Genomic DNA, 21,217 nt, shown 5'->3' with positions numbered 1-21,217 from the left:
GCGTGGATTCTGATGTCGTGGTCTTCTGTCATGTTCTGCTCCCTGGTTTAAGCTTTGGTCGTAGAGCCGTTTAATTACGCAATGCCGGGCACAGTCCTTCAGGGCAGAACAACCATCTGGTGGCCCTCACCCAGTATCGGCATTTCGGTAATAGCCGTCAGGCTGACTTGATCGACGATCCAGACCTTCGGTTCGGTTCGGCTTGATACCATCACTTTGCCTGAGTTCGGTATGGTCGTCAGGTGATAAGGTGCCGGTGACAGGTTGGTCGAGCGCTGTTTGCCCGTAGCAAGATCAATCGACAACAACCGGTCGGTGCCTTTGGCGGCCACGAACAGTACGCCCTCGCGGTCGGACAGGCCGATCCCGTGCAACTCGCCTCCAATGTCATAGGTTTCGGTGACAGAACCGCTGGCAAGATCTACGCGGAAGGCCTTGCCACCATCACTGTCGGCTACGAAGGCGGCGCTGCCGGTGGCGTTAAGTACAAGATGCTCAGGGCCTTCGCCGACGGGCATGTTGCGTACGACGAAGCCTTTGACGACATCCACTTCGCTAAGTGTACCATTGCCGGTATTGGTGACATAGACCCTGTCGCCGTCAGGCGCGAATACCGCATAGTTGGGCATTGGCCCGGTTGCTACGAAACCAAGGAAGCTGAGCTTATCGAGATCGACGATCGAAATACCGTCACCGCCCGGATGGGTCGCCACCGCGAACCGCCCGTCGGGCGACACCGCAGTGTGATGCACCGCACCTGGAACCTCGATCTGGCGGACGACCTCGCGTGTTTCCGCATCAAGGATCGTCAGCAGGCTCCGCCCCTTGTCTTTGGGCAACGCAGTGACATCGCGCTTGGCGTGGTGCGCAGCGTGTTCATCCTTGGACATACCTTCGGGTTTTGGTGGCGTTGTGGCCTCGGTTTCTGCGTAGCTGCCCGCGACCAGGTACTTAAAGCCGGGCGCGCCGGCCAGCCCATGGACCGCCACGAGCCTCGGCAGCCGCTCGACGGTCTTGCCGGTTTCGGAGTCGATCACCAGAACCGAGTCCGCGCTGCCTTCGGGAATGAACACGGTTGCCGCCAGCGTGAGCGAAGGCGCAGTCAAAGCTGCGACGGACAGGCCTGCGGCCAGATTGAACAGGGTCATTTAGGTTTCCTTTCGTCAACTGAAACGCGCGCATTGGCGGGCACGTGCAGAAAAATCCGGTAGATGACGGCCATCAGGAAGGGCGTCAAAAGCAGGGTCAGAGCGATGGCCTTCATGGCTTTGTCCTTTCAATCAGTTGAGTTTTGTGCGAGCCGCAAAGACATTGAACAGTCCGCCGAACAGCAACGCGGCGTACCAGCCGTAGAGAAACGCCCATAACAGTCCCAACAGGAATGAGGGCAGGCTGAGCCAAGTCATTCCGGGCATCAGGCCGATCCAAGCCCGGTACATGGCAAAACTTGGAAAGATCAGGTCAAAGGCCACGCACAGCAGGTAGGTTGCGGCCAGAAACAGGCTGAGCGCCCAGCCAAGGGTTGTCACCGGAACACCGGGATGATGTTCTTGTGTCCCCATCACACAGGGGCCACAGGTCAGGCGCAACAGTGCGAATAGCACCACGCCCGTGACGAAAAAGTACAGAATGGTAAGCATGGTAAGTGTCCTGAACTGAGTTGGGCCGCAATCAACGGCTTGGGCAAGACCCCGGAGCGATTCCGGAGCCATTGCCGGTCACGTTCAGGACAGGTTTGGCGGATGTGGTAGTGGTGCGACCGGCAGGCTTGCGCGTGGCCGGAACCGTTCTGGCGCCACGGGCGTAGCAATACGCATCGAGAGCAATTCAGGTGCCGCCATAACTGCCATCGCATAGCAGCCCGGGTGCACTGAGCAGTCTAATTCTTCTGATGGATGAGACGCGGGATACCCACCGCTGTCATCGATCACAAGCTCGGCCTGGGTGGCGGCCTTCGCGATGTCATGCCCGGCATGGGACGGCACAACAGAGATCAGCATCGAAACCACCAACGCACAGATCAACAGGACCTGCAGCCGGCCCATGGCTCGGGCCGTCCGTGTCGCAGTTGATATCCATTGTGCGCGGATCACTTAGGGTTTCCTCCATTCTCCAACAGTTTAGGGCCGCTTGGACCGGTCGCATTGATCTGGCTCAATTCGTGGTCTGAAGAGCCAACAGGCATCTTGCGTTTCCAAGCCAACCAGATAAGTGGCGCCCCCGTCAACAGCCCAAGCCCGATAACCGCAAGGCTGGTGCCGCCTGTCGCGGTTTCGGTAATCTGGCTGCCCAGATGGGCCAGAACGAAACTGGCCGGCAGGAGTCCAGCCAAGGTGGCCAGTGCGAACCGCCAAAATTGAAGTCGGGTCAGACCGGCGGCATAGCTGACCATGTCGAAAGAAACGAAAGGCATCAGGCGGCTGGTGAACACGGTCAACATCAGGGCATTCTGCGATCCAAGCAACCCCAAGTCCAGCTTGTCGCCGAACCACTGGCGCAGCGCGTCGCGCCCCAACCAACGGGCTATCAGGAACGCCAGCAGCGCCCCCAACTCCGCTCCGATAGCAACCAATGCGGTTCCCAGCCCATGCCCATATGCCACCCCGGCAGCGACAGCGATCGGAGCGCTGGGGATTGGGCTGGCAACCACTGCGGCTGTCATGAAGCCGATGATGACAACGGGTCCGAACGGGCCGGCCCAATCCACCCACGCAGTAATGACTTCGCGCGATAGTCCTGCGTCCAACGCGCCAGACAGCCACAACCAGATGGTGGCGATCAGCAACGCGATCAAAACCGCGATGAAAACCAAACGGCTATTGCTGTGCAGGCCCTCCAGCTTTCGTTCCTCCTATGACATAGCCCTCCACCCCTAAACGGGAGTGACGGATTCCGAGGTCACTTAGCGATGTATTTGATCAGCGCTACGATCGCCAGAACGATCAACACTGCGATCAGCAACATCCAGATCATTCCAAACCCCATTCCAGCGCCATAGCCCATCATCGCTTTGTTCCTCAGTGGTTTGTGCCGAGTGCGATGACCCGGCTACACGGTTGCGTTTCAGTTGTTGGTTTCAGAAGCCTTTGTCACAGGTTTCGAGGCCTTCATGCCGTGTTTCGGCGACATCGTCTTTGCGCCTTTCTCGATTTCCCCTGTGGTCACAACGCCATCGCCATTGGCATCAAGATGCTGAAATCGGTCCACCATGGTTTCGCGGATCATCCCGGAATGCAGCGCTTCGAACTCATCAATCGACAGGTTGCCATCTCCATTGACGTCATGCGCCTGCATCCGGGCCTTCAGACCTTCGGCGATCTCAGATTCGCTCGGGCGACCGTCCTCGTCCATGTCCAGAACCGCCAGCCAGTTGCCGCCCATCATCTGGCCATGCATTTTCACCATCATTTGCATCATGCCTGCGTGATCGCCCATCATGCCGCCGGGCGCACCCTGCATCATGCCGCCCTCATGGCCCTGCATCTGCGCGCTGCTGCCATGCTGACCGGCGGCAAGCGCGGGCAGCGCCATCAAAGTCGCGGCAATGGCTCCAGCGGCCAGCGTGAAGGTACGTTTCATGACTTTCACCTCTCGGGTTTTTGTTTCTACACAAAGCATATGGCCGCCCTCGGTCGCGCCACCACCCCCCTGCTCAACCCGGTTTGTATCGTTGTGTCGCAGCCCGCCCAACTGATACAAAGGGATACAAAAAAGCCGGGATTTGTACCGCGCCGGGGCTTATGATTGCGCCATGACTGAAGCACCACATATCTTGATTGTCGACGACCACCGCGAAATCCGTGATGCTGTCAGCCGCTATCTGGAAAAGAATGGGTTGCGCGCCAGTACCGCGCGCGACGCAACCGAGATGGACGCACGACTGGCGGCCGGTCGGATTGATCTTATCGTACTCGACATCATGATGCCGGGCGAAAACGGATTGTCGGTCTGTCGCCGCCTGTCCGCGGCCGGTGGCCCGCCGATCCTGATGCTGACAGCCCTCAGCGATGACACCGACCGTATCGTGGGTTTAGAGATCGGCGCCGATGACTACCTGCCCAAACCATTCAACCCACGTGAATTGCTGGCCCGGATCAAGGCGATCCTGCGGCGTTCCGAAACCACCGTCCCCCCGGCTGGCGATCTGAGCGGCAAACGGATCGCCTTTGGAAGCTGGGTTCTGGATGCCGACAGTCGCACCTTGATATCCGCCGAAGGGGCCGAAGAAAGTCTGACCACCGCCGATGTCCGGCTGCTGGCCGTATTCCTGCAGCGGCCCCGCAAACTCCTGTCGCGAGACGAACTGCTGGATTTGACCGCCGGCCGCAGCCCGCACTTGTTCGACCGTACGATCGACAACCAGGTCAGCCGCTTGCGTCGCAAGATCGAAGCTGACCCAACGCGGCCGAAGCTCATCACCACGATAAGAGGTGGCGGTTATTGCCTGTCGACCGACGTGAGCGAGCTTACGGGATGAAAGCCTTTGCCCAAAGTCTGCGCGGTCAGCTTATCCTTTTGATCATCGCCGCGCTGGCTGCCGCGCAACTGGTCAGCCTGTGGCTGTTCGTCGACGAACGCTCAATGGCAGTGCACATGGCCCTTGGCCTGGAAACCGCCGGACGCGCCGCAAACATCGCGCGGCTGATTGAAGAAGCTCCACCCGAGATGCACGACGCGATCCTGCGGGCGGCAAGTTCTCCACTGGTGCGTTTCAGCCTTACAGATACGCCCGCAGTCGATCACACCGGACATAGCGCTGGTGGGACGGTCGAAAACACAATCCGCAGAATTCTGCCAGGCTATGAAAACCGTCCCATCCGGGTAGAGTTGCATGAGTTCTCTCCCGATATGCTGCCGGTTGAAGGTGTTCCGTCTACAATGGCTGAAATGCACATGGCAATGATGCGTGATCACGTTTCCGCAATTGAAATGCAGCTGTCGATCGCTCTGACGACCGATCAATGGCTCAACGTGGATACCCGGTTCCATAACCCTCCTCTGCAATGGCCTTTGCAGTCCTTCGTCAGCTTCGGTTTCACTGCAACTTTAATTCTTGGAGCAGCCATTTGGTTTCTACTGACACGGCTGACCGGCCCGTTGCGCCGCCTGTCACTGGCTGCAGACCAGTTTGGTCGCGGTGAAGACGTCCAGGAACTGACGGTTTCTGGTCCGACCGAGGTGCGAGATTTGACGCAGGCGTTCAACCATATGCGTGATAGGCTGACTCGCTATGTTGCCGATCGGACCAGACTATTGGGGGCGCTGGGTCACGATTTGCGGTCGCCACTGACGGGATTGCGGGTTCGCGCCGAACTGGTGGAGGAAGAGGAGACCCGTGACCATCTGATCGAGACCATCGAGGAAATGCAGGAGATGGTGGACTCCACCCTGTCATTTGCCAAGGGCGTGGCCACGCGCGAACCTTCCAGTACCGTCCCAATTGGTGAATTCGTAACCAAAACGACCGAAGACATTGTGCAAGCCGGTGACACGGTTGAAGTATCGGTCGCAGACAATCCGGCCGTCACGCTTCGGCCGATGCTGATGAAGCGAGCTCTGCGCAATATCATTGAAAACGCCTGCCGGTATGGTGCCCGGGCCAACGTCTCAGTCATGCAAGAGGGGAATGAGGCAAAAATATTGATCCAGGATCAGGGGCCCGGCATCCCCGAGCATATGCTCGATGCGGTATTCGACCCATTCGTGCGGCTTGAAACATCCCGCTCGCGAGAGACTGGCGGAACCGGCTTGGGGCTGTCGATCGCACGTACGATCATCCAGTCGCACGGTGGCACGATAGAATTGCTAAACGGGGAAACTGGCGGCTTGTGCGCTAAGGTGGTTCTGCCAGTTTTTGAGGGCCAAACGTAACTTGTGAACACAATCGGCATGCCCCGAAAGCTTATTGGAAGCGTACCGCTTTGGGCCAGTTTCAGGTGTGGGCTCAAACGCAGCGGCGGAGAACACTGAACTGGAAAGACTGACTTTCCCCCCAAGAGGTTTGGTGCAGGTGATGGCGATGCGCGACGAGTTCAAAGTGTTCCTCAAAAAGCACGGCGATATCGCTCGGACTATAGCGGGCGACAGGGAGACCACTGCAAGTCTCCGGCCCATCAAGTGCAAACGTAGCAATGATCACATGGCCGCCAATTTTTACCCCTTTCTTCACGCTTTCCAGATAGGCCGCGCGTTGCGATGTATCCACGAGAAAGTGAAAAACCGCCCTATCATGCCAGACGTCATATCTGCGATCGGGGACCCAAGAAGTTATATCTGCAGAAATCCAAGTGACTGTTTCAGCGGCGCGCCCCAACCTTTCCCGGGCCGTGTCCAACGCGACCTGCGATAGATCGAGAACTGTCACGTCATGGAGCCCCTTCGCAAGCAACGCTCCAGCAAGACGAGATGTACCTCCACCAATGTCGATGACGGATGAAGGCTTAGACACTCTGATCAACTCGATGAGTTCAAGCGATATCTCTGGATCATCCTCGTGCCAACTCAATTGGGTGTCAAACTTCTCGCCATAGACATCGTCCCAGTGCTCTCTTGTGTTAGCTGTCATGTCGTATCGTTTTCCCAAGTCGTCGCCCTGGAGATATCCTCATTTTGACCGCTCCGCGCTGCGTTTTCGACTGAAGCAAAAACCAACAAGGCAACGCCCCAGACAATTCGACGCTGGTCCGTTGAATGGCCGCGTGAAGTCATCTCGGCGACAATGTAGTACACACATTCCAATTGTGAAATGTTTTAGGTGGGATTTGCTTGTCGGTCAGATTTCCACTGGGCTGCGCAAGTAGCTCCAGAATTTTGCGCAGTTTAACTGCAGTGGCGCGGGCCGGAGATACCGAAGCGTTGGCAGTTTGTGTACTGCTTGCCTGGATTGCTCTGTTCAATCAGTATAGCCGGAAGATTTTCTGAGCTTTGGAGCTTCAATCAGTCAACGAATTGCTTAAAGCGCCTTTAACCGACAATGGACTGATAACTTATGAGCAGAGCCACAGATCGTTGAAATACGATTTGGTTCTTGAGTGGCTCCTACTCCATTTCTCTTAGTTCATAGAATTTCCTACAGTCGTTGAAACGGCGAACAATCACATCATTGGTGAATAGCTGCCGCATCAACAGACTCAGTTTTTCATGATCGCGCCGATCGCATACATACCATCATCGCTTTTGACCAACATCAGTGTGACTTCGTCACCTGCGCTGATCTCACCCATCATCTGGGCATTCTCAAGAAGCTGCAAATCCATCGTCATCGCGGGCCACCCGATCTCGGGGATCGGATCATGGCTGACGTTAGCGGTTTCGTCGCCAATTGAGTTCACCAAAGCCTTTGCGTGGACCGCACCTTCCATCTGTTCGGAAGACATGGGCATGTTGGAATGGTCCATGCCGTGGTTCGTTTGCGCGATGCCGGATGTTGTAGACACGGCCAATAGGGCCAAAATTGCAGTCAAAGTTTTCATCAGATGCTCCTGTTTCAAGGTTGTGGGTATTATTCTGCCGGAAGCGCAGGGGGCACTTCCTGGATCGTGTGGGAGATCTCTCGGTTCACGCGATTGAGCGCGAGCCGTTTCCAAATCACGAATATTGCGGGAATGACAAAAAGCGTAAGAAGGGTCGCTGTCACCATGCCCCCAATCATCGGCGCAGCGATCCGCTGCATGATTTCAGAGCCTGTACCGGTGCCGTACATGATGGGTATCAGTGCTGCAAAGATCGTGGCTACAGTCATTACCTTCGGCCGAACCCGAAGAACGGCTCCTTCGAACACCGCGTCTTCGATATCGTCACGTGTCAGCTTTCGCTGTTCCGATTGCGCCAGCCCTCGACGTTTCTCCCAAGCAAGATTGAGGTACAACAACATGACAATCGCTGTTTCCACGGCAACTCCCGCCAGCGCGATGAAGCCCACGAGCACAGCAATTGAGATATCGAAGTTAAGATACCATAAGAACCAAACCCCACCTGCCAATGCGACCGGGAGCGCCGCAAGAATTATCCCGACCTCAATCACCCGATTGAACGCCAAGAAAAGCATGAGCGTGATAATTAGCAGGGTTGCAGGAGCAACGATCGTCAACCTGTCCTGCATTCTCTCTATGTACTCATACTGCCCTGACCAAGTCAGCGAGTAACCTGGAGGCAGGTCGACCTTTTCTGTAACCACCTCTTGTGCTTCGGCCACATAGCCGCCCAGGTCGCGCCCCGCGATGTCGATGAACACGAACCCAGTTCGTCGAGCGTTCTCTGATCGTATCATTCCCGGCCCGTCAACTATTCGAATATCGGCGAGAGCGGACAGTGGCACATGAGCACCCGACGGCGTGACGACAGGAAGATTTTCGAGCCGTTCCGGGCTGTCTCGCCATGCCTGAGGGTACCGAAGGTTTATAGGAAACCTCTCCAGCCCCTCCACAGATTCCGACACTTGCATACCGCCAATTGCGGTCTGCACTACGTCCTGAACTTCTCGAACACTCATCATGTATCGGGAGGCGGCATCTCGTTTGACGTCGATTTCGATGAAACGCCCGCCAACAGGTCGCTCTGCGTAGGCGGAAGCCGTTCCATCAATATCAGCGACCGCACGCTCTACTTCGATCCCTATATCTGTAATGACCTCCAAGTCGGTGCCGGATATTTTGACACCGACAGGAGTACGGATACCTGTCGCAAGCATATCGATGCGGTTCTTGATAGGTTGGATCCAAACATTTGTAACGCCCGGAACCTGAACGATACGATCGAGCTCATTCCGGATTTTCTCCATTGTCATGCCGGGGCGCCATTCTTCTTCCGGCTTGAGTTGGATTGTGGTCTCCACCATCGTTAGAGGTGCTGGATCGGTTGCAGTCTCCGCACGCCCAACTTTACCGTGAACAGTTTCGACTTCAGGCACGGTCGCGATCAGGCGGTTGGTCTGCTGCAGTACCTCACGGGCTTTTCCCGTCGAGATCCCGGGGTAGAAGCTCGGCATGTAGAGAAAATCACCTTCGTTCAACTCGGGCATGAATTCAGAGCCAATTCTCTGGTACGGGTACCACATGGACGTCACCAGAACGCCGGCCAACAGTGTTGTTGCCCATGGCCAGGCAATTGCCGCGTCCAGAAATGGGCGGTACACGAACACAACCAAGCGATTTAGCGGATTTTTTCGCTCCGGTAGAATACGCCCCCTTACAAAGTAACCCATCAAGACCGGAACCAGCGTTATCGAAAGGATGGCGGCTGCAGCCATGGCGTAGGTTTTGGTATAAGCGAGTGGCGAGAAGAGCCTACCTTCCTGATTTTCCAGAACGAAAACAGGCAAAAAACTAACCGTGATAATCGCCAGAGAATAAAAAAGGGCTGGTCCCACCTCAGAAGCGCACTCTTGCACAATCCGCCATCGGTTCTCTGCTGTGAGCTTTTCTTTTTCCAACCGCCTGTGCATCGCCTCGATCATCACAATCGATGCGTCGACCATCGCACCAATAGCGATGGCTATGCCGCCGAGCGACATGATGTTTGCGTTTACTCCTTGCGCCTTCATCAGAATAAATGCGGCAAAGATTCCCAGAGGGAGCGACAGAAGAATTACGAGGGATGACCGCAGATGAAGTAGAAAAGCCGCGCACACAAGAACAACGACAATGAATTCCTGCGTCAGTTTCTTCTGGAGGTTATCGATAGCACGCTCGATCACACCAGATCGGTCGTAGGTCGTTATGATTTCGACCCCCTCCGGCAGGTTTGAGCGCAACTCTTCGATGCGCGCCTCCACCGCTTTGATCGTTGCCAACGCATTCCCACCCCATCGCAGAATGACTACTCCACCAACCGCGTCTCCTTGCCCGTCGAGTTCTCCGACACCGCGCCGCATTTCCGGCCCCAGACGGATTTCAGCGACGTCTCCAAGCGTCAGAGCGGCGCCACGGTCGTTGACCATCAACGGCGCGCTTGCAAGGTCTGACAATTCGTCAATGTAGCCCGAGGACCTGACCATGAATTCGGCTTCCCCCATCTCAATGACGCTGCCGCCCGTCTCGCGGTTGGCCGCCTGAATAGCCGTCCTCAATTGTGCAAGTGTTATGTCATAGGCACGTAGTTTGTTTGGGTCGACGACGACCTGGTACTGTTTGACCATTCCGCCGATGGTGGCGACTTCTGAGACGCCTTCCACGGCTTGTAATTCGTATTTCAGAAACCAATCCTGCAGAGTCCTGAGCTGAGCCAGATCATGATTTCCGGTTCTGTCAACCAGCGCATACTGATAAATCCACCCGACCCCAGTCGCATCAGGGCCAAGTTGTGGTGACACGCCCTCAGGTAAGCTGCCGGTAATCTGGCCCAAGTATTCGAGCACACGCGACCGAGCCCAGTAGAGGTCCGTCCCGTCCTCAAAGACAACATATACAAAGCTGTCTCCAAAGAACGAGAACCCGCGAACGTCTTTTGCACCGGGTACGGCCAATAGGGCTGTCGCAAGTGGATATGTGATTTGGTTTTCGACAACTTGAGGCGCTTGCCCGGGATATGGCGTGCGAACAATTACCTGGACATCCGACAGATCCGGGATTGCATCAACCGGCGTCTCACGAATGGCCCAAATACCCGCAACTCCTATCATGAATGCGAGGGCCAAGATGACGAACCTGTTGGCGAGCGAAGAACGAATGATGGCCGTGATCACTGCGTAACACTCCCATCAAGCGCGACCTCTAACAGCGTCATCGAAAAGTCGGGATTGCGGCGAAGGATCAAAGAAACATCAATCCCTACAGGCAAGTTAGAAACCTCAATCCCCTCCGCAACCGGGAAATCCATGGTCATGCCCGGCATGCCGATCTCAGTCATCGGACCGTGTGTTACGTTCGCGGTACGCGCGTTCGGGTCGATACTGTTAATCCGGCCAGAAACCTGAAGTGGCGGTGCAATAGGCGTTGCCGCAGCCAACACCATTGTCATGCCATCTGCACGCGCGAAAGTCAGAGTCATTTCAGAACCGACTTCGAGCATGCTTGTGTCCAATGTAGGTTCTAATGGGAAATCCATGGTCATTCCGGGCATGCCAATCTCAGTCATCGGCCCGTGAGTGATGGTTGCCGTTCCCGCCTCAGCATTAACGAGGTTGATCGTGCCGGTGACTACAATCGGTGGAGCAGAAGGCGTGTCGGTTTCTTCGGGTTCAACGGAATCCGTCGGCGGCGAGCCCTCTTCGCGAATTGCCACAATCGAGAACATCCCCCCTTCTCCCTCAGCCAGATCAAACTCAATTGGCATGTCGATTGGCACGGTAGTGAGATCTACTCCTACAACAGGCAAATCCATTGTCATGGCGGCCCAACCGAGCTCGGGGATCGGTCCGTGCTCAAGCGTCAATTTGCCGTCTGAAGTGACGGCGCGCGCGATTCCGGCACCAGTTCCGGCAATACCATCGTCTGGTGCAAGCTCCATCAGGCTCAGAAGCCCATCCGCACCCCGTGCGATCACGAAAGCGACTGCGTCGCCTGCACTCAAGCTGTCGAGCGAAACACCAGACCTCACCGGAAACTGCGAAGTCATTGCGGGCCAATCGAGGCTTTCGAGAACATCGTGACGAACAGTTGCCATACGATTTTGGGCATCGAGTGAAACCAGGGTGCCTGCCCCGCGTGCTGGTTCGGTATCCGTTGGTGCCATTCGGGTGAAACCGGCGCTCAAAGCACTTTCACTGTCGATTAGAAACTGTGCGGATGCGACAACTTCCTCACCAGGTTCAAGCCCTTGCAGAACTTCTGTTCGACCCCCCTCGCCGAAACTGTCTCGAAGACCTGTAGTCACCAGTCTCGGGCGAAAAGTACCATCGCCTGTTTTTAAGATGACGCGTTCCGCCGAACCGGTACGAATTAACGCCTCTGATGGAACAGTGAGAACATTTCGGCTTTCATCCGGTATAAGGCTAACACTGCCAAACATGCCCGGCCGCAGCACGCCGTCGGTGTTATCGAAACTAAGCCTTACGGGAAGAGTTCGGGTTTGCGGATCAAGCTCAGGGTAAACATAGTCGATGTCGCCTTCGAAGGTGCGACCGGGTAGGTGCTCGAACCTTGCTATCGCGCGCATATCTTCCGACAAACGTGCAATATCTCGTTCAAATACATCAACGATCAGCCATACTTCAGAAAGATCGGTTACCGAAAAAGCAAGCGTGCCTGGCTGCAGGTACATGCCATCGGCGGCATTCAGAGCTATGACGACACCGTTTTGAGGTGCCTCAATTTCCACATTTCGAACCAACTCACCGCCCGCCTCAATCTCAGCAACCTGACGAGCGGACATACCGTGGCTGATCAACTTATTGCGCGCCGCGTCCAAAATCCGCGGGTCACCAGCTTCGACTGCGCGTACAAGATCGCCGGTCGCAGCTGCGATCAGTGGTGAAAAGAGTTCAAATAAAACTTGCCCCTTCTCAACGCGATCACCGACCGCTCGAACTTTCAGTTGCTCAATCCAACCTTCAACACGCGTATGAACGTGATTGGTCAGGTGTTCGTCAAAGCCGACGAAACCCACCGTTTCGATGCGAGGTTCGATATCAGTCATGCGTGCAACCGCAGTTCGCACACCAATTGCGTTGATTTCCGCAGCGCTCAGGGTGACTTCTTCAGGGTCGCCGGTAGGTTCCTGCCCAGAATAAACCGGGATCAAGTCCATACCCATCGGCGATTTTCCAGGTCCAGGCTGCCGAAAATTCGGATCCATCGGTGCTACCCAATAAAGGACCTCTGGTTCGTTCGACTGGCCCTGATCAATTGGATTCAGGTACAGTCTTTCAAGAAAGACACCTCCACCCAGGCCAATCGCCAAGGCAAGTACTGATAGTGCCGCATATCTTCCACGCATAATAATCTCCTGACGGTCGCAGTGCATGCTCGAACCGAAACAACATGAAAACCCGCGCTGACGGGCCTGTGGATGTTAGGAGATTTGTGGAGGACGATCGGGCGTCAGAGGCGCTTGAGAGTTGTGGATGTCGGAATCCATGTTACGGTTTTTCTGGCCAAAAGCTTCAGCCAAAACCGCAAGTCCTACGTGGGTCGGATATTCGCCAACACAACAGATACCGGAATGACATTCTCCGCTGTGATTTACGTGGCTATCCGTGTGGATTTGGCCAGTCGTCGGATGCAAACCGCTATGGTCGTGTTTGAAGTCTGATGACTTTGCAGCCATTGAAACGCCGTGAGGCTCAGAGGTGCTACTGTTTTTGACGTCACTGCTCGCGACCACAACAGTGCCGACGAAGGTCATCGCCAAGCAGACGCATGTCAGAAACGTCATTCGCAACACTGAGAAAAACTTCCACTTCATCCCGTGCAGTTAGGACGAACGTAACGAGTGTTCAAGCCAGTCGGAGGAAAAAACAGGTGAGTTGGTGCGCTGTATCGAAATGAAGCGGATTCCCGCGAATACACGTAACAAACTGCCAAAATAGGAGGCAGTTCATACGATGAGCGCATCTAAGTTTGGCCGAGGTTCTTCAGGATCGGGCAGTCGGGACGGTGGTCTCCGGCACATTCATCGATTAAATGAGACAGTGTAGCATGCATGGCCTTCAGGTCCGCGATCTTGGCATCTATTTCTTTTAGGTTCTGTTTGGCGATATCCTTCACGTCCGCGCTTGCGCGTTCTTTGTCCTCGTACAACGCCAGTAGTGAACGGCAATCCTCAATGGTAAAGCCCAATGAGCGGGCCCGCCCGATGAAGGCCAGTTTGTGCAGTTCCTTTTCGTCGAAATGTCGATACCCGTTCAGACTGCGCCTGGGTTTGATGAATCCGATATCCTCGTAATAACGGATGGTTTTGGCAGGCAGACCCGAACGTTCTGCTACATCTCCGATATTCACAGCGGTTCTCCTATTCTATTCAGCAGGCGCTGATCGCAGCGCCTGCTCTTCATTCTGCGAGATCTGTTCTCGCCCAACTTTGATCGGCTTAACCCAGCGCAACCGCAGCGCGTTGGTCAGGACAAATACACTGGACAGCGCCATGGCACCTGCAGCCAAAACCGGCGACAGCAACGGGCCGCCAAACGGATAGAGCACCCCCGCTGCAACCGGTATGAGCAGCGTGTTGTAGCTGAAAGCCCAGAACAGGTTTTGGCGGATGTTACGCATGGTGCGCTGACTAATATCGAAGGCGTTGACCACGCCTGTCAGGTCGCCTGACATCAGAACGACGTCAGCCGCCTCGATGGCGATGTCAGTGCCTGTCCCGATCGCAATTCCTACGTCAGCCGCCGCCAGAGCGGGGGCATCATTGATGCCATCACCCACAAAGGCCAGTTTTCCGCCATTTGAGCGCAGATCTTGCAACGCGGATACTTTACCCTCTGGCAGAACCTCGGCCACGACATGATCGATGCCAAGCTGCGCCGCGATGGATTTGGCTGTAGCGGTATTGTCGCCGGTAATCATCGCTACTTTCAGCCCCAGTCCGTGCAAAGCTTCAATTGCGTCTGGCGTGGTGGTCTTGATTGGGTCCGCCACGGCGATGACGGCTGCGATAACTCCGTCTACGGAGGCATAAAGTGGAGTCTTTCCGTTGATTGCGAGTTCAGCGCCCCGATCAGACAACGCGCCCATTTCAACCCCTTCGCGACTCATCAGGCGGTCGGCCCCGATCAGGATTGTATGGCCTTCGACTGAGGCGCTTACCCCGTAACCGGTGATCGACGTGAAGTCTTCTGGCTTCGAAAGCTCCAGACCACGGGTTTCAGCCGCGCGCACGATGGCCGTGGCGATCGGATGTTCGGATGTGACCTCAACGGCAGCAACAAGGCGCAGAACCTCATCCTCGGCCAATCCTTCGGCCACAATCAGGTCGGTCAGCTCCGGACGCCCTTCGGTCAAGGTCCCCGTCTTGTCCACCGCAACAACGGTGGTTTCCTGCAGCATTTGCAAGGCGTCGCCCTTTCGAAACAGGACACCCATCTCGGCCGCGCGGCCGGTGCCGACCATGATTGAGGTGGGTGTGGCCAACCCCATGGCGCAGGGGCAAGCAATGATCAGTACCGCAACCCCGGCTACCAACGCCAAGCTGAGCGCAGGATCGGGTCCGAACAACATCCAAACCAGCACAGTCATTACGGCCACAGCGATCACTACCGGCACGAACCACAGCGTGATGCGGTCAACCAAGCCTTGAATCGGAAGCTTGGCACCCTGTGCTTGTTCGACCATTTGAATGATCTGGGCCAACATAGTGTCTGCGCCGATCTTTTCAGCCCGGTACGTCAATGCGCCCGCGCCATTAACTGTTCCGCCGACCACAGTTGCGCCCTCGGTCTTTTCGGCAGGAACCGGCTCGCCGGTGATCATGCTTTCATCGACATATGACGCGCCGGTCACTACGGCACCATCCACCGCGATTTTTTCGCCCGGTCGAACGTGCACAATATCCCCTACAACGATCTGCTCGATCGGTAGCTCGACAACCGATCCGTCGCGCTCAACGCGCGCTGTTTTTGCCTGCAGACCGACCAGTTTTCGGATCGCTTCACCAGTTCGCCCCTTGGCGCGCGCCTCGAGGAACCTCCCCAGCAATATGAGAACCACGATCACCGCTGCGGCCTCGTAGTAGACGTTTGCGGTTCCGGCGGGAAGAACACCCGGCGCAAAGGTGGAAACAAGCGAGAACCCATAAGCCGCCGAAGTGCCCAGAGCCACCAGAGAATTCATGTCCGGCGCGCCTTTGAACAAGGAAGGGAATCCCTTAGTATAGAACTGCAAACCTGGCCCAAAAAGAACGATCGTGGTTAGAAGGAATTGCAGGTAATAGCTGTTCTGGATGCCGATCGTGCTCGCTATCAGGTGGTGCATGCCCGGAATAACATGCGAGCCCATTTCAAGGATAAAGACCGGCAAAGCGAGCAAGGCGGCAAAGCTTGTTCGCCGGGCCAATTGGCGAATCTCTTTGGCTTTGCGGTCTTGTGGTTCGGTCTGCGTCGCGGATCGCAGGCTCGCCGGATAGCCAGCAGATGCCGCAAGCGCCGCGATGGCTTCGGGTGTTGTGACTCCCTCAGCATAACGTACAGTTGCACTTTCGGTGGCCAGATTGACCGACGCGGACAAGACGCCATCATCTGCTTGCAATGCCCGTTCAACGCGCCCCACGCACGATGCGCAGGACATGTTCTGAATATCCAGCGTTACCTCTTCCGTCCGTGCCAGATATCCGGCGCTGTTTAACGCATCAGCAATGGCCGCTTTATCGGCTGGATCGCGGAAATCGACCTGAACGCTTTCGCTGGCGAGATTAACCGAAGCGGCATCTACCCCTGGCACATCTTTCAACGCGCGCTCAACCCGCCCTACGCAGGACGCACAGCTCATACCCTGAACTTGAAACCTTGCATGTGAAATTTCAGTCATATTGTCACCACCAATGTTCTGCTGACGGGAAACATAAGGGTTCCAGCAAGTGGAAGGTCAAGGGATGGGGCTGACTTTCTTTGCCACTAATTTTGACGATCCAATAATCACGACTTGACCTTCCTGTGCTGGAATACTTTAGCCGGGACGACGGAACACAGGAGCAAACATCCATGACGACCCTAAATATCCCGGATATGAGCTGCGGGCACTGCAAGTCAGCTATCGAAAAAGCCGTTGCCACGGTGGATTCCTCCGCACAGTTGGACTTTGACATGGAAAACCGCAGGGTACGTGTCTTAAGCACCAATTCACTTGATCATATCCTTGCAGCGCTGAAGTCCGAGGGATACGAAGCCACGATCGCATGATAAACTTAGGAGCGCACATGCTGTCGCCCCCTTGGTTCTATCTTGCGTCTCTGACTGCCACGATTAACCGGGTCATTTCATCTTCGGTGATCAGACCCGGGGCAAGCGCATCTCCAATCACAAACGAAGGAGTGCCACTGAAGCCAAGCTGTCGGGCCAATTCCATGGAAATCTGAATATGCGCGTCGACTTCCGGCGCTTCCATATCTGCGCGCAATTGATCCTCGTCCAGGCCAAGTTCCCGAACAACTTTCAGTACACTGGCCTCAGTGGCACGACCGTTCAGAGCCATAAGCGCCCAATGAAATTCTTCGTATTTTCCCTGGTTTCGTGAGGCCAGCGCAGCGCGTGCCGCGAAGTCGGAACCTTCTCCAAGTATGGGCCATTCTCGATAAACAATTCGCACATCGGAATCGCCCGCGATTACGTTCTTCACGACCGGGGCAGCGCGTTTGCAATATGGGCAGTTATAGTCGAAAAACTCGACCACGGTTACATCGCCTTCCGGGTTTCCGATTACAGGCGCATTCGGATCCTGTTCCAGCAATTCACGCTGATTTTCCAAGACGCTTCCAATTGCTTCGGCTTTTGCCTGATCCTCGCGCTGTTGAAGCAATTGAATCGCCTGCATGATGATCTCAGGGTTTTCCAAAATGGCTTCGAGAGCCAGCCGTTTTACATCGGAGTCAGACAGCTCGTCGGCGCGTGCCATAGGAATGCCAATCGACATGGCGATAGCGACTAAGCCTGCAAGTATTCGTTTCACATCAGTTTCCTTCCGTTTGTTCTGCTTCGGTGCGTTGCTCTTGCAGCTTGCGTTCCCGATCCGGCCAACTCTCCTTGATGAAGGCGAGGATGTCCCAGATATCCTGATCCGACAGAGTGTCCCCGAAGCCTGGCATGCCGCTTTTGACGTCAGCGACACCCATCTGTTTCAAAGTTTGGTCCCCGCCAAACTTTGTATAGTCGAACAACAGCTTGTCGCCGTGATGCCAGGTATGCCCGGTTCGGTCATGCGGGGGCGCCCGCAAGACGCCATCCGGATCAGGTGTTTGCCAATCCTGCTGACCCTCCAAATTTGCCCCGTGGCATGACGCGCAGTTTTCGGCGTACAAAACTGCACCACGTGCCGAATCCGCTGATGCACTGTTCTGCGCACGCCCACTCAGGCCCCAGCCAGCGACCGCGACAATGATCACTACAGCAGCCAGTGACACCCATTTCGCCGAACTCTTGTTCATCATGCCACGCTCAGCCAGGTCTTCATACCAGCGGCCTGATGCGACAGCATATGGCAATGAAACAGCCAATCCCCCGGGTTATCCGCAACGAACGCAATCTCCCGCTTTTCTATCCGGTCAACCAGGATTGTGTCCCGCAGCGGCCCTAGGTTGCCGTTTGGCAGAACTTCCTGAAAGTGCGTCCCGTGCAAGTGCATAGCGTGCGGAAAGACGGTGTCGTTCTGCATCTGAATCCGGACTATGTCGCCACGCGAAACGGCAGCAAGGGGGTTTTCAGGTAACCCGGCGACACCGTTGAATGTCCAGATCTGCCCTTCCTGAACCAATTCATTGGTGCTCATGACCTGGCCGTTAAAAGTGCCTTGACGCAGTCCGCCCATCGCCCCGCCTTCCATCACTAATGGGATTGTCAAAGCGTCAGAAACATCTTCGAGAAAGGAAACAGGGTTGGGTGGCAGGGCTTCTATTGCACCGCGGTTTGCGGATGCACCGCTTCCCGAAACCGGGATTTCAGCAATGACAAACGATTCATCGCGTTCGTGAAGAGTTATTTGAACGGCTTCGTTCGATTCCGCTGTGACATCAACAATTAAGTCTGCTCGCTGTGCAGGCCCAAAAACAAGGGTTTCAAAATCCTCTGGCTGCCTTACAGGCATGCCATCATAAGCGACCAGTTTCCCGTTTGCGCCACCTACTGAGACATACATGATCCGATCAGTTGCCACGTTGACCATTCGAAGTCGCAAACGCTGGTTTGTCAGAACTTCTGTCATGGGCGATATGTGTGCGTGAACGTAGTTTCCCATTCGGCCTGCATGCGTCCAGTCATGCATCGCGCCGAAATCATCGACGATTTGGGCGTCCTGACCCAACCTCCAGTCATCCAGCAGGATCGTAATGTCATGATCCGTGTCCGGCGGGTCCATTTCGTCGACGATGAACGCGCCGTAAAGGCCCCTGGCCACTTGTTCCGTTGACTGGTTATGAGAGTGGTACCAGAAGGTTCCTGCATCCTTCAGAGGCAAGTCATACTGAAACTCGCCGCTTGTTGGTACAGCCTCCTGTGTAAGACCCGGCACCCCATCCATGTTGTTTGGAACCCGCAGTCCATGCCAATGGATTGCCGTAGGCTGAGGCAGTGAGTTCAGGAGTGTCCGGCGAACCGTTTCGCCCTGCCGGGCACGAATTTCGGGGCCCGGAACACCGCCATCATATCCCCATATCTCGGTTTCAGGATAGCTGTCGGGGGCAACACGTGCCAATCCTGAACGCGCCTCGATTATTCGGGGGGCGGTAGCCGCCCTCCCGATAGTCGGCACTGCGATTAGTGCCGACGTGCCTGCAACGAATTGCCTGCGATTGAGCTTCATGAGGACTTCCCTCCAAAGAAAATTTGATCTCTCACTCGATTACCCCCCGTCGTGCACATCCAGCAGATAGGTCGCCATTGCCTTCCGGTCTTCGTCTGTCAGAAAGCTGGTGCCATAGTTTACGACCTCTCCCATGGCGCCGCCGAAGACATCGCCATCAGGCATGACGCCGGTGCGCAACGCGTAGGCCAAATCATCTACCGTCCAACCACGCTTTTGCAGGGTCTCAAAGTCGATGGCCGGTGCCTTGTCACCGCCCGGCAGAGAGTCACTTCCCTTGAAGTGTTCCGTGTCCGAATTTCTTGCGCCAGCCAGGTTCCTCCCGGTGTGGCAGGCCGCACAATGTGTGGCACCTTCGACCAGTAGCCGGCCCCGGTTCCACACTTCGTCATTGCCCGGCACGGGATCAGTGCGGGGTGGTTCCAGAAAAGCCGCGCGCCACAGCTTCAGGCCCCATCTCTGATTGAAGGGGAACGCCATTTCCTGTTCTTTTGACGGTTCCGCTACCGGTGGAACTGTTTGCCATGCGGCCCAGAGATCGGCGATGTCCTGATCCGTGAAATTGGCATAGAATGGATAAGGAAAGGCCGGGTAATAGGGTTGTCCGCCGGGTGATACGCCTTGACGCACCGCGCGGGCGAACTCCTCGATTGTCCAATCACCGATCCCGTGATCGGGATCTGTGGTCAGGTTCGGCGAAAAGAGCGTGCCGAACGGGGTATCCAACTCCACCCCACCGGCCAAGGCCGCGCCCCCTTTGGCAAAATCTGTGTGGCAAGCGATACAACCACTTGCCCTTGCCAGATACGCCCCGCGGTTAACGTCACCCTGAATGTCGAGAGCTTGTAAGGGCTGGCCAATCGGCCAAGCCATCACAGCAACAAGTCCCGCTGACGCCGCTACGGCGGCAGCAAGGCCCAATCGGAATATCGGTCTCATGACGCATTCCTATTCCGACCGAAATTGCGTGTGACACGCCGAGCATGTCTGGCTCAGCATCATGAACACACCATCTGCCGGCATTTCAGAAAGTTGTGCCTGGTTTGGACTGCCGCCCATCATTCCGGCACCCATCATAGAACCGCCACCCATCATGGATGCGCCGCCCATCATGCCCGAACCATGGCCCGACCCGGACATCATCAACCCGTTGTCCGCCGCAAGCACAAGGCCTTCAGAGTAGGATTCCAACTGCCTGGCTAACTCTGCAAATGAACCCCAATCCTGCCAGATCTCCGATTTGGCCTCCGAGGGTTTGCCATCAGATCCCTCTGGAAACAGCTTTGTCATGCTCTCGCCAGCGTGACGCCCGATTTTCTTGGCCTCGCTTCGTACCGTTTGCGCATTGTAGGGCGTTTTCCCCTGCATCATCGGCGTAAGGATCTTCATGCTGTCCTTCATCGCGGACATACCATCCATGCGTTCTTTGACGATGCCGGTTGCGCCACCATGCGCCAGGGCGGCGGCTGCAAACAGAGAAACCAGGGCAACGCCTGTGGTCATTTTCAGAATGTTCATTGTTTTGTCCTTGTCGTCTGCTTCGACGCGCCCAGGTTGAGCGCAATTCGACTGGTCAGATCAGGACACGCGGCGGTGGTGGGTCAAACGCCGCGATACCGAGAACCCGGTATTGGGCTCGAGGGATCGAGTATCTTTGTTCAGTATCTTGGGGGCCAGGCGGTGGTGGACCCATCGAAAATAGACCAACAGCGTTGCAAATCGTTCCGCCATGACAATGTCCGGGATGACCCTGCTTGACATGCTCAACGTCCGCGGAGTCCGTTTGGTCAATCACGTGCTGAGAACCACTGCCATGTGCATGAGCAGAATCG

21 protein-coding genes are annotated in these 21,217 nt (G+C 55.8%); 4 read left to right on the top strand and 17 right to left on the bottom strand.

The window, feature by feature from the left end:
• Nucleotides 1-98 precede the first annotated feature (98 nt).
• The 5 genes from GS630_RS20375 to GS630_RS22465 form a co-directional block, all read right to left on the bottom strand.
• Nucleotides 99-1,148 (bottom strand): YncE family protein, encoded by a 1,050-nt coding sequence (locus GS630_RS20375; protein WP_170417931.1) that lies wholly within the window; start codon nucleotides 1,146-1,148, stop codon nucleotides 99-101.
• A gap of 132 nt (nucleotides 1,149-1,280) precedes the next feature.
• Nucleotides 1,281-1,640: a hypothetical protein gene (locus GS630_RS20370; protein ID WP_152460765.1), complete on the bottom strand. Its 360-nt coding sequence runs from the start codon at nucleotides 1,638-1,640 to the stop codon at nucleotides 1,281-1,283.
• 84 nt (nucleotides 1,641-1,724) lie between these two features.
• Nucleotides 1,725-2,093 (bottom strand): hypothetical protein, encoded by a 369-nt coding sequence (locus tag GS630_RS20365; RefSeq protein WP_157054266.1) that lies wholly within the window; start codon nucleotides 2,091-2,093, stop codon nucleotides 1,725-1,727.
• Nucleotides 2,090-2,812: a TVP38/TMEM64 family protein gene (locus GS630_RS20360; RefSeq protein WP_331252139.1), complete on the bottom strand. Its 723-nt coding sequence runs from the start codon at nucleotides 2,810-2,812 to the stop codon at nucleotides 2,090-2,092. Before GS630_RS20360 ends, GS630_RS20365 begins: the two co-directional genes overlap by 4 nt.
• A 251-nt stretch (nucleotides 2,813-3,063) precedes the next feature.
• Entirely contained in the window at nucleotides 3,064-3,579 is a 516-nt protein-coding gene (locus GS630_RS22465; protein ID WP_170417928.1) for a calcium-binding protein, read from the bottom strand.
• A gap of 172 nt (nucleotides 3,580-3,751) precedes the next feature.
• Here GS630_RS22465 and GS630_RS20350 point away from each other — a divergent pair, with 172 nt between their 5' ends.
• Both GS630_RS20350 and GS630_RS20345 read left to right on the top strand, forming a co-directional pair.
• The gene (locus GS630_RS20350) at nucleotides 3,752-4,477 is read left to right on the top strand and encodes a response regulator (RefSeq protein WP_170417925.1); all 726 of its coding nucleotides are present in this window, start codon (nucleotides 3,752-3,754) and stop codon (nucleotides 4,475-4,477) included.
• On the top strand, nucleotides 4,441-5,871 hold the full coding sequence (locus tag GS630_RS20345; protein WP_237217564.1) for an ATP-binding protein: 1,431 nt from the start codon (nucleotides 4,441-4,443) through the stop codon (nucleotides 5,869-5,871). The genes GS630_RS20350 and GS630_RS20345 overlap by 37 nt, the downstream gene beginning before the upstream one ends.
• Before the next feature lie 73 nt (nucleotides 5,872-5,944).
• On the opposite strand, the gene GS630_RS20340 is transcribed toward GS630_RS20345, so the two are convergent.
• The 4 genes from GS630_RS20340 to GS630_RS20325 all read right to left on the bottom strand — a co-directional run bounded on the left by GS630_RS20340 (nucleotide 5,945) and on the right by GS630_RS20325 (nucleotide 12,873).
• Nucleotides 5,945-6,565, bottom strand: a complete 621-nt coding sequence (locus GS630_RS20340) for a trans-aconitate 2-methyltransferase (RefSeq protein WP_170417923.1) — start codon at nucleotides 6,563-6,565, stop codon at nucleotides 5,945-5,947.
• A gap of 565 nt (nucleotides 6,566-7,130) precedes the next feature.
• Entirely contained in the window at nucleotides 7,131-7,472 is a 342-nt protein-coding gene (locus tag GS630_RS20335) for a copper-binding protein (protein ID WP_170417920.1), read from the bottom strand.
• A 29-nt stretch (nucleotides 7,473-7,501) separates the two neighbouring features.
• Nucleotides 7,502-10,681, bottom strand: coding sequence for an efflux RND transporter permease subunit (locus GS630_RS20330; RefSeq protein ID WP_170417917.1), 3,180 nt, complete (start codon nucleotides 10,679-10,681; stop codon nucleotides 7,502-7,504).
• Nucleotides 10,678-12,873, bottom strand: coding sequence for an efflux RND transporter periplasmic adaptor subunit (locus tag GS630_RS20325; protein WP_170417912.1), 2,196 nt, complete (start codon nucleotides 12,871-12,873; stop codon nucleotides 10,678-10,680). The genes GS630_RS20330 and GS630_RS20325 overlap by 4 nt, the downstream gene beginning before the upstream one ends.
• Nucleotides 12,874-12,996: 123 nt before the next feature.
• Between GS630_RS20325 and GS630_RS20320 the strand changes: the two genes are divergently transcribed.
• The gene (locus GS630_RS20320) at nucleotides 12,997-13,188 is read left to right on the top strand and encodes a hypothetical protein (protein WP_170608328.1); all 192 of its coding nucleotides are present in this window, start codon (nucleotides 12,997-12,999) and stop codon (nucleotides 13,186-13,188) included.
• 302 nt (nucleotides 13,189-13,490) lie between these two features.
• On the opposite strand, the gene cueR is transcribed toward GS630_RS20320, so the two are convergent.
• Both cueR and GS630_RS20310 read right to left on the bottom strand, forming a co-directional pair.
• The gene (gene cueR / locus GS630_RS20315; protein ID WP_152460772.1) at nucleotides 13,491-13,877 is read right to left on the bottom strand and encodes a Cu(I)-responsive transcriptional regulator; all 387 of its coding nucleotides are present in this window, start codon (nucleotides 13,875-13,877) and stop codon (nucleotides 13,491-13,493) included.
• A 15-nt stretch (nucleotides 13,878-13,892) separates the two neighbouring features.
• The gene (locus tag GS630_RS20310) at nucleotides 13,893-16,403 is read right to left on the bottom strand and encodes a heavy metal translocating P-type ATPase (protein ID WP_170417908.1); all 2,511 of its coding nucleotides are present in this window, start codon (nucleotides 16,401-16,403) and stop codon (nucleotides 13,893-13,895) included.
• Between the two features lie 173 nt (nucleotides 16,404-16,576).
• Between GS630_RS20310 and GS630_RS20305 the strand changes: the two genes are divergently transcribed.
• Nucleotides 16,577-16,774, top strand: a complete 198-nt coding sequence (locus GS630_RS20305; protein WP_170417905.1) for a heavy-metal-associated domain-containing protein — start codon at nucleotides 16,577-16,579, stop codon at nucleotides 16,772-16,774.
• Nucleotides 16,775-16,811: 37 nt separating this feature from the next.
• Here GS630_RS20305 and GS630_RS20300 read toward each other — a convergent pair whose 3' ends face one another.
• From GS630_RS20300 to GS630_RS20275, 6 genes are read right to left on the bottom strand one after another with little or no spacing between them, the layout of a single operon-like run.
• Nucleotides 16,812-17,504, bottom strand: a complete 693-nt coding sequence (locus GS630_RS20300; RefSeq protein WP_170418016.1) for a DsbA family protein — start codon at nucleotides 17,502-17,504, stop codon at nucleotides 16,812-16,814.
• A gap of 37 nt (nucleotides 17,505-17,541) precedes the next feature.
• Nucleotides 17,542-18,015, bottom strand: coding sequence for a c-type cytochrome (locus GS630_RS20295; protein WP_170418019.1), 474 nt, complete (start codon nucleotides 18,013-18,015; stop codon nucleotides 17,542-17,544).
• Complete coding sequence (locus GS630_RS20290) at nucleotides 18,015-19,385, bottom strand: multicopper oxidase family protein (RefSeq protein ID WP_170417903.1); 1,371 nt, start codon at nucleotides 19,383-19,385, stop codon at nucleotides 18,015-18,017. The genes GS630_RS20295 and GS630_RS20290 overlap by 1 nt, the downstream gene beginning before the upstream one ends.
• A 39-nt stretch (nucleotides 19,386-19,424) precedes the next feature.
• The gene (locus GS630_RS20285; protein ID WP_170417899.1) at nucleotides 19,425-20,324 is read right to left on the bottom strand and encodes a cytochrome c; all 900 of its coding nucleotides are present in this window, start codon (nucleotides 20,322-20,324) and stop codon (nucleotides 19,425-19,427) included.
• A gap of 9 nt (nucleotides 20,325-20,333) precedes the next feature.
• Nucleotides 20,334-20,903: a cytochrome c gene (locus tag GS630_RS20280; protein WP_170417895.1), complete on the bottom strand. Its 570-nt coding sequence runs from the start codon at nucleotides 20,901-20,903 to the stop codon at nucleotides 20,334-20,336.
• A 60-nt stretch (nucleotides 20,904-20,963) separates the two neighbouring features.
• Entirely contained in the window at nucleotides 20,964-21,146 is a 183-nt protein-coding gene (locus tag GS630_RS20275) for a hypothetical protein (RefSeq protein WP_157054267.1), read from the bottom strand.
• Nucleotides 21,147-21,217: the final 71 nt, after the last annotated feature.

The organism is Ruegeria sp. HKCCD7303, assembly GCF_013111185.1.
Taxonomy (GTDB): Bacteria; Pseudomonadota; Alphaproteobacteria; order Rhodobacterales; family Rhodobacteraceae; genus Ruegeria.
This window is presented reverse-complemented; position numbering and strand designations above follow the sequence as displayed.

What these genes read in the sequence shown, in the direction of transcription:
- GS630_RS20375 (WP_170417931.1), bottom strand. Translation starts at nt 1,148, where the DNA reads ATGACCCTGTTCAATCTGGCCGCAGGCCTGTCCGTCGCAGCTTTGACT.
- GS630_RS20370 (WP_152460765.1), bottom strand. Translation starts at nt 1,640, where the DNA reads ATGCTTACCATTCTGTACTTTTTCGTCACGGGCGTGGTGCTATTCGCA.
- GS630_RS22465 (WP_170417928.1), bottom strand. Translation starts at nt 3,579, where the DNA reads ATGAAACGTACCTTCACGCTGGCCGCTGGAGCCATTGCCGCGACTTTG.
- GS630_RS20350 (WP_170417925.1), top strand. Translation starts at nt 3,752, where the DNA reads ATGACTGAAGCACCACATATCTTGATTGTCGACGACCACCGCGAAATC.
- GS630_RS20340 (WP_170417923.1), bottom strand. Translation starts at nt 6,565, where the DNA reads ATGACAGCTAACACAAGAGAGCACTGGGACGATGTCTATGGCGAGAAG.
- GS630_RS20335 (WP_170417920.1), bottom strand. Translation starts at nt 7,472, where the DNA reads ATGAAAACTTTGACTGCAATTTTGGCCCTATTGGCCGTGTCTACAACA.
- GS630_RS20325 (WP_170417912.1), bottom strand. Translation starts at nt 12,873, where the DNA reads ATGCGTGGAAGATATGCGGCACTATCAGTACTTGCCTTGGCGATTGGC.
- GS630_RS20310 (WP_170417908.1), bottom strand. Translation starts at nt 16,403, where the DNA reads ATGACTGAAATTTCACATGCAAGGTTTCAAGTTCAGGGTATGAGCTGT.
- GS630_RS20305 (WP_170417905.1), top strand. Translation starts at nt 16,577, where the DNA reads ATGACGACCCTAAATATCCCGGATATGAGCTGCGGGCACTGCAAGTCA.
- GS630_RS20300 (WP_170418016.1), bottom strand. Translation starts at nt 17,504, where the DNA reads ATGTCGATTGGCATTCCTATGGCACGCGCCGACGAGCTGTCTGACTCC.
- GS630_RS20295 (WP_170418019.1), bottom strand. Translation starts at nt 18,015, where the DNA reads ATGAACAAGAGTTCGGCGAAATGGGTGTCACTGGCTGCTGTAGTGATC.
- GS630_RS20290 (WP_170417903.1), bottom strand. Translation starts at nt 19,385, where the DNA reads ATGAAGCTCAATCGCAGGCAATTCGTTGCAGGCACGTCGGCACTAATC.
- GS630_RS20285 (WP_170417899.1), bottom strand. Translation starts at nt 20,324, where the DNA reads ATGAGACCGATATTCCGATTGGGCCTTGCTGCCGCCGTAGCGGCGTCA.
- GS630_RS20280 (WP_170417895.1), bottom strand. Translation starts at nt 20,903, where the DNA reads ATGAACATTCTGAAAATGACCACAGGCGTTGCCCTGGTTTCTCTGTTT.
- GS630_RS20275 (WP_157054267.1), bottom strand. Translation starts at nt 21,146, where the DNA reads ATGTCAAGCAGGGTCATCCCGGACATTGTCATGGCGGAACGATTTGCA.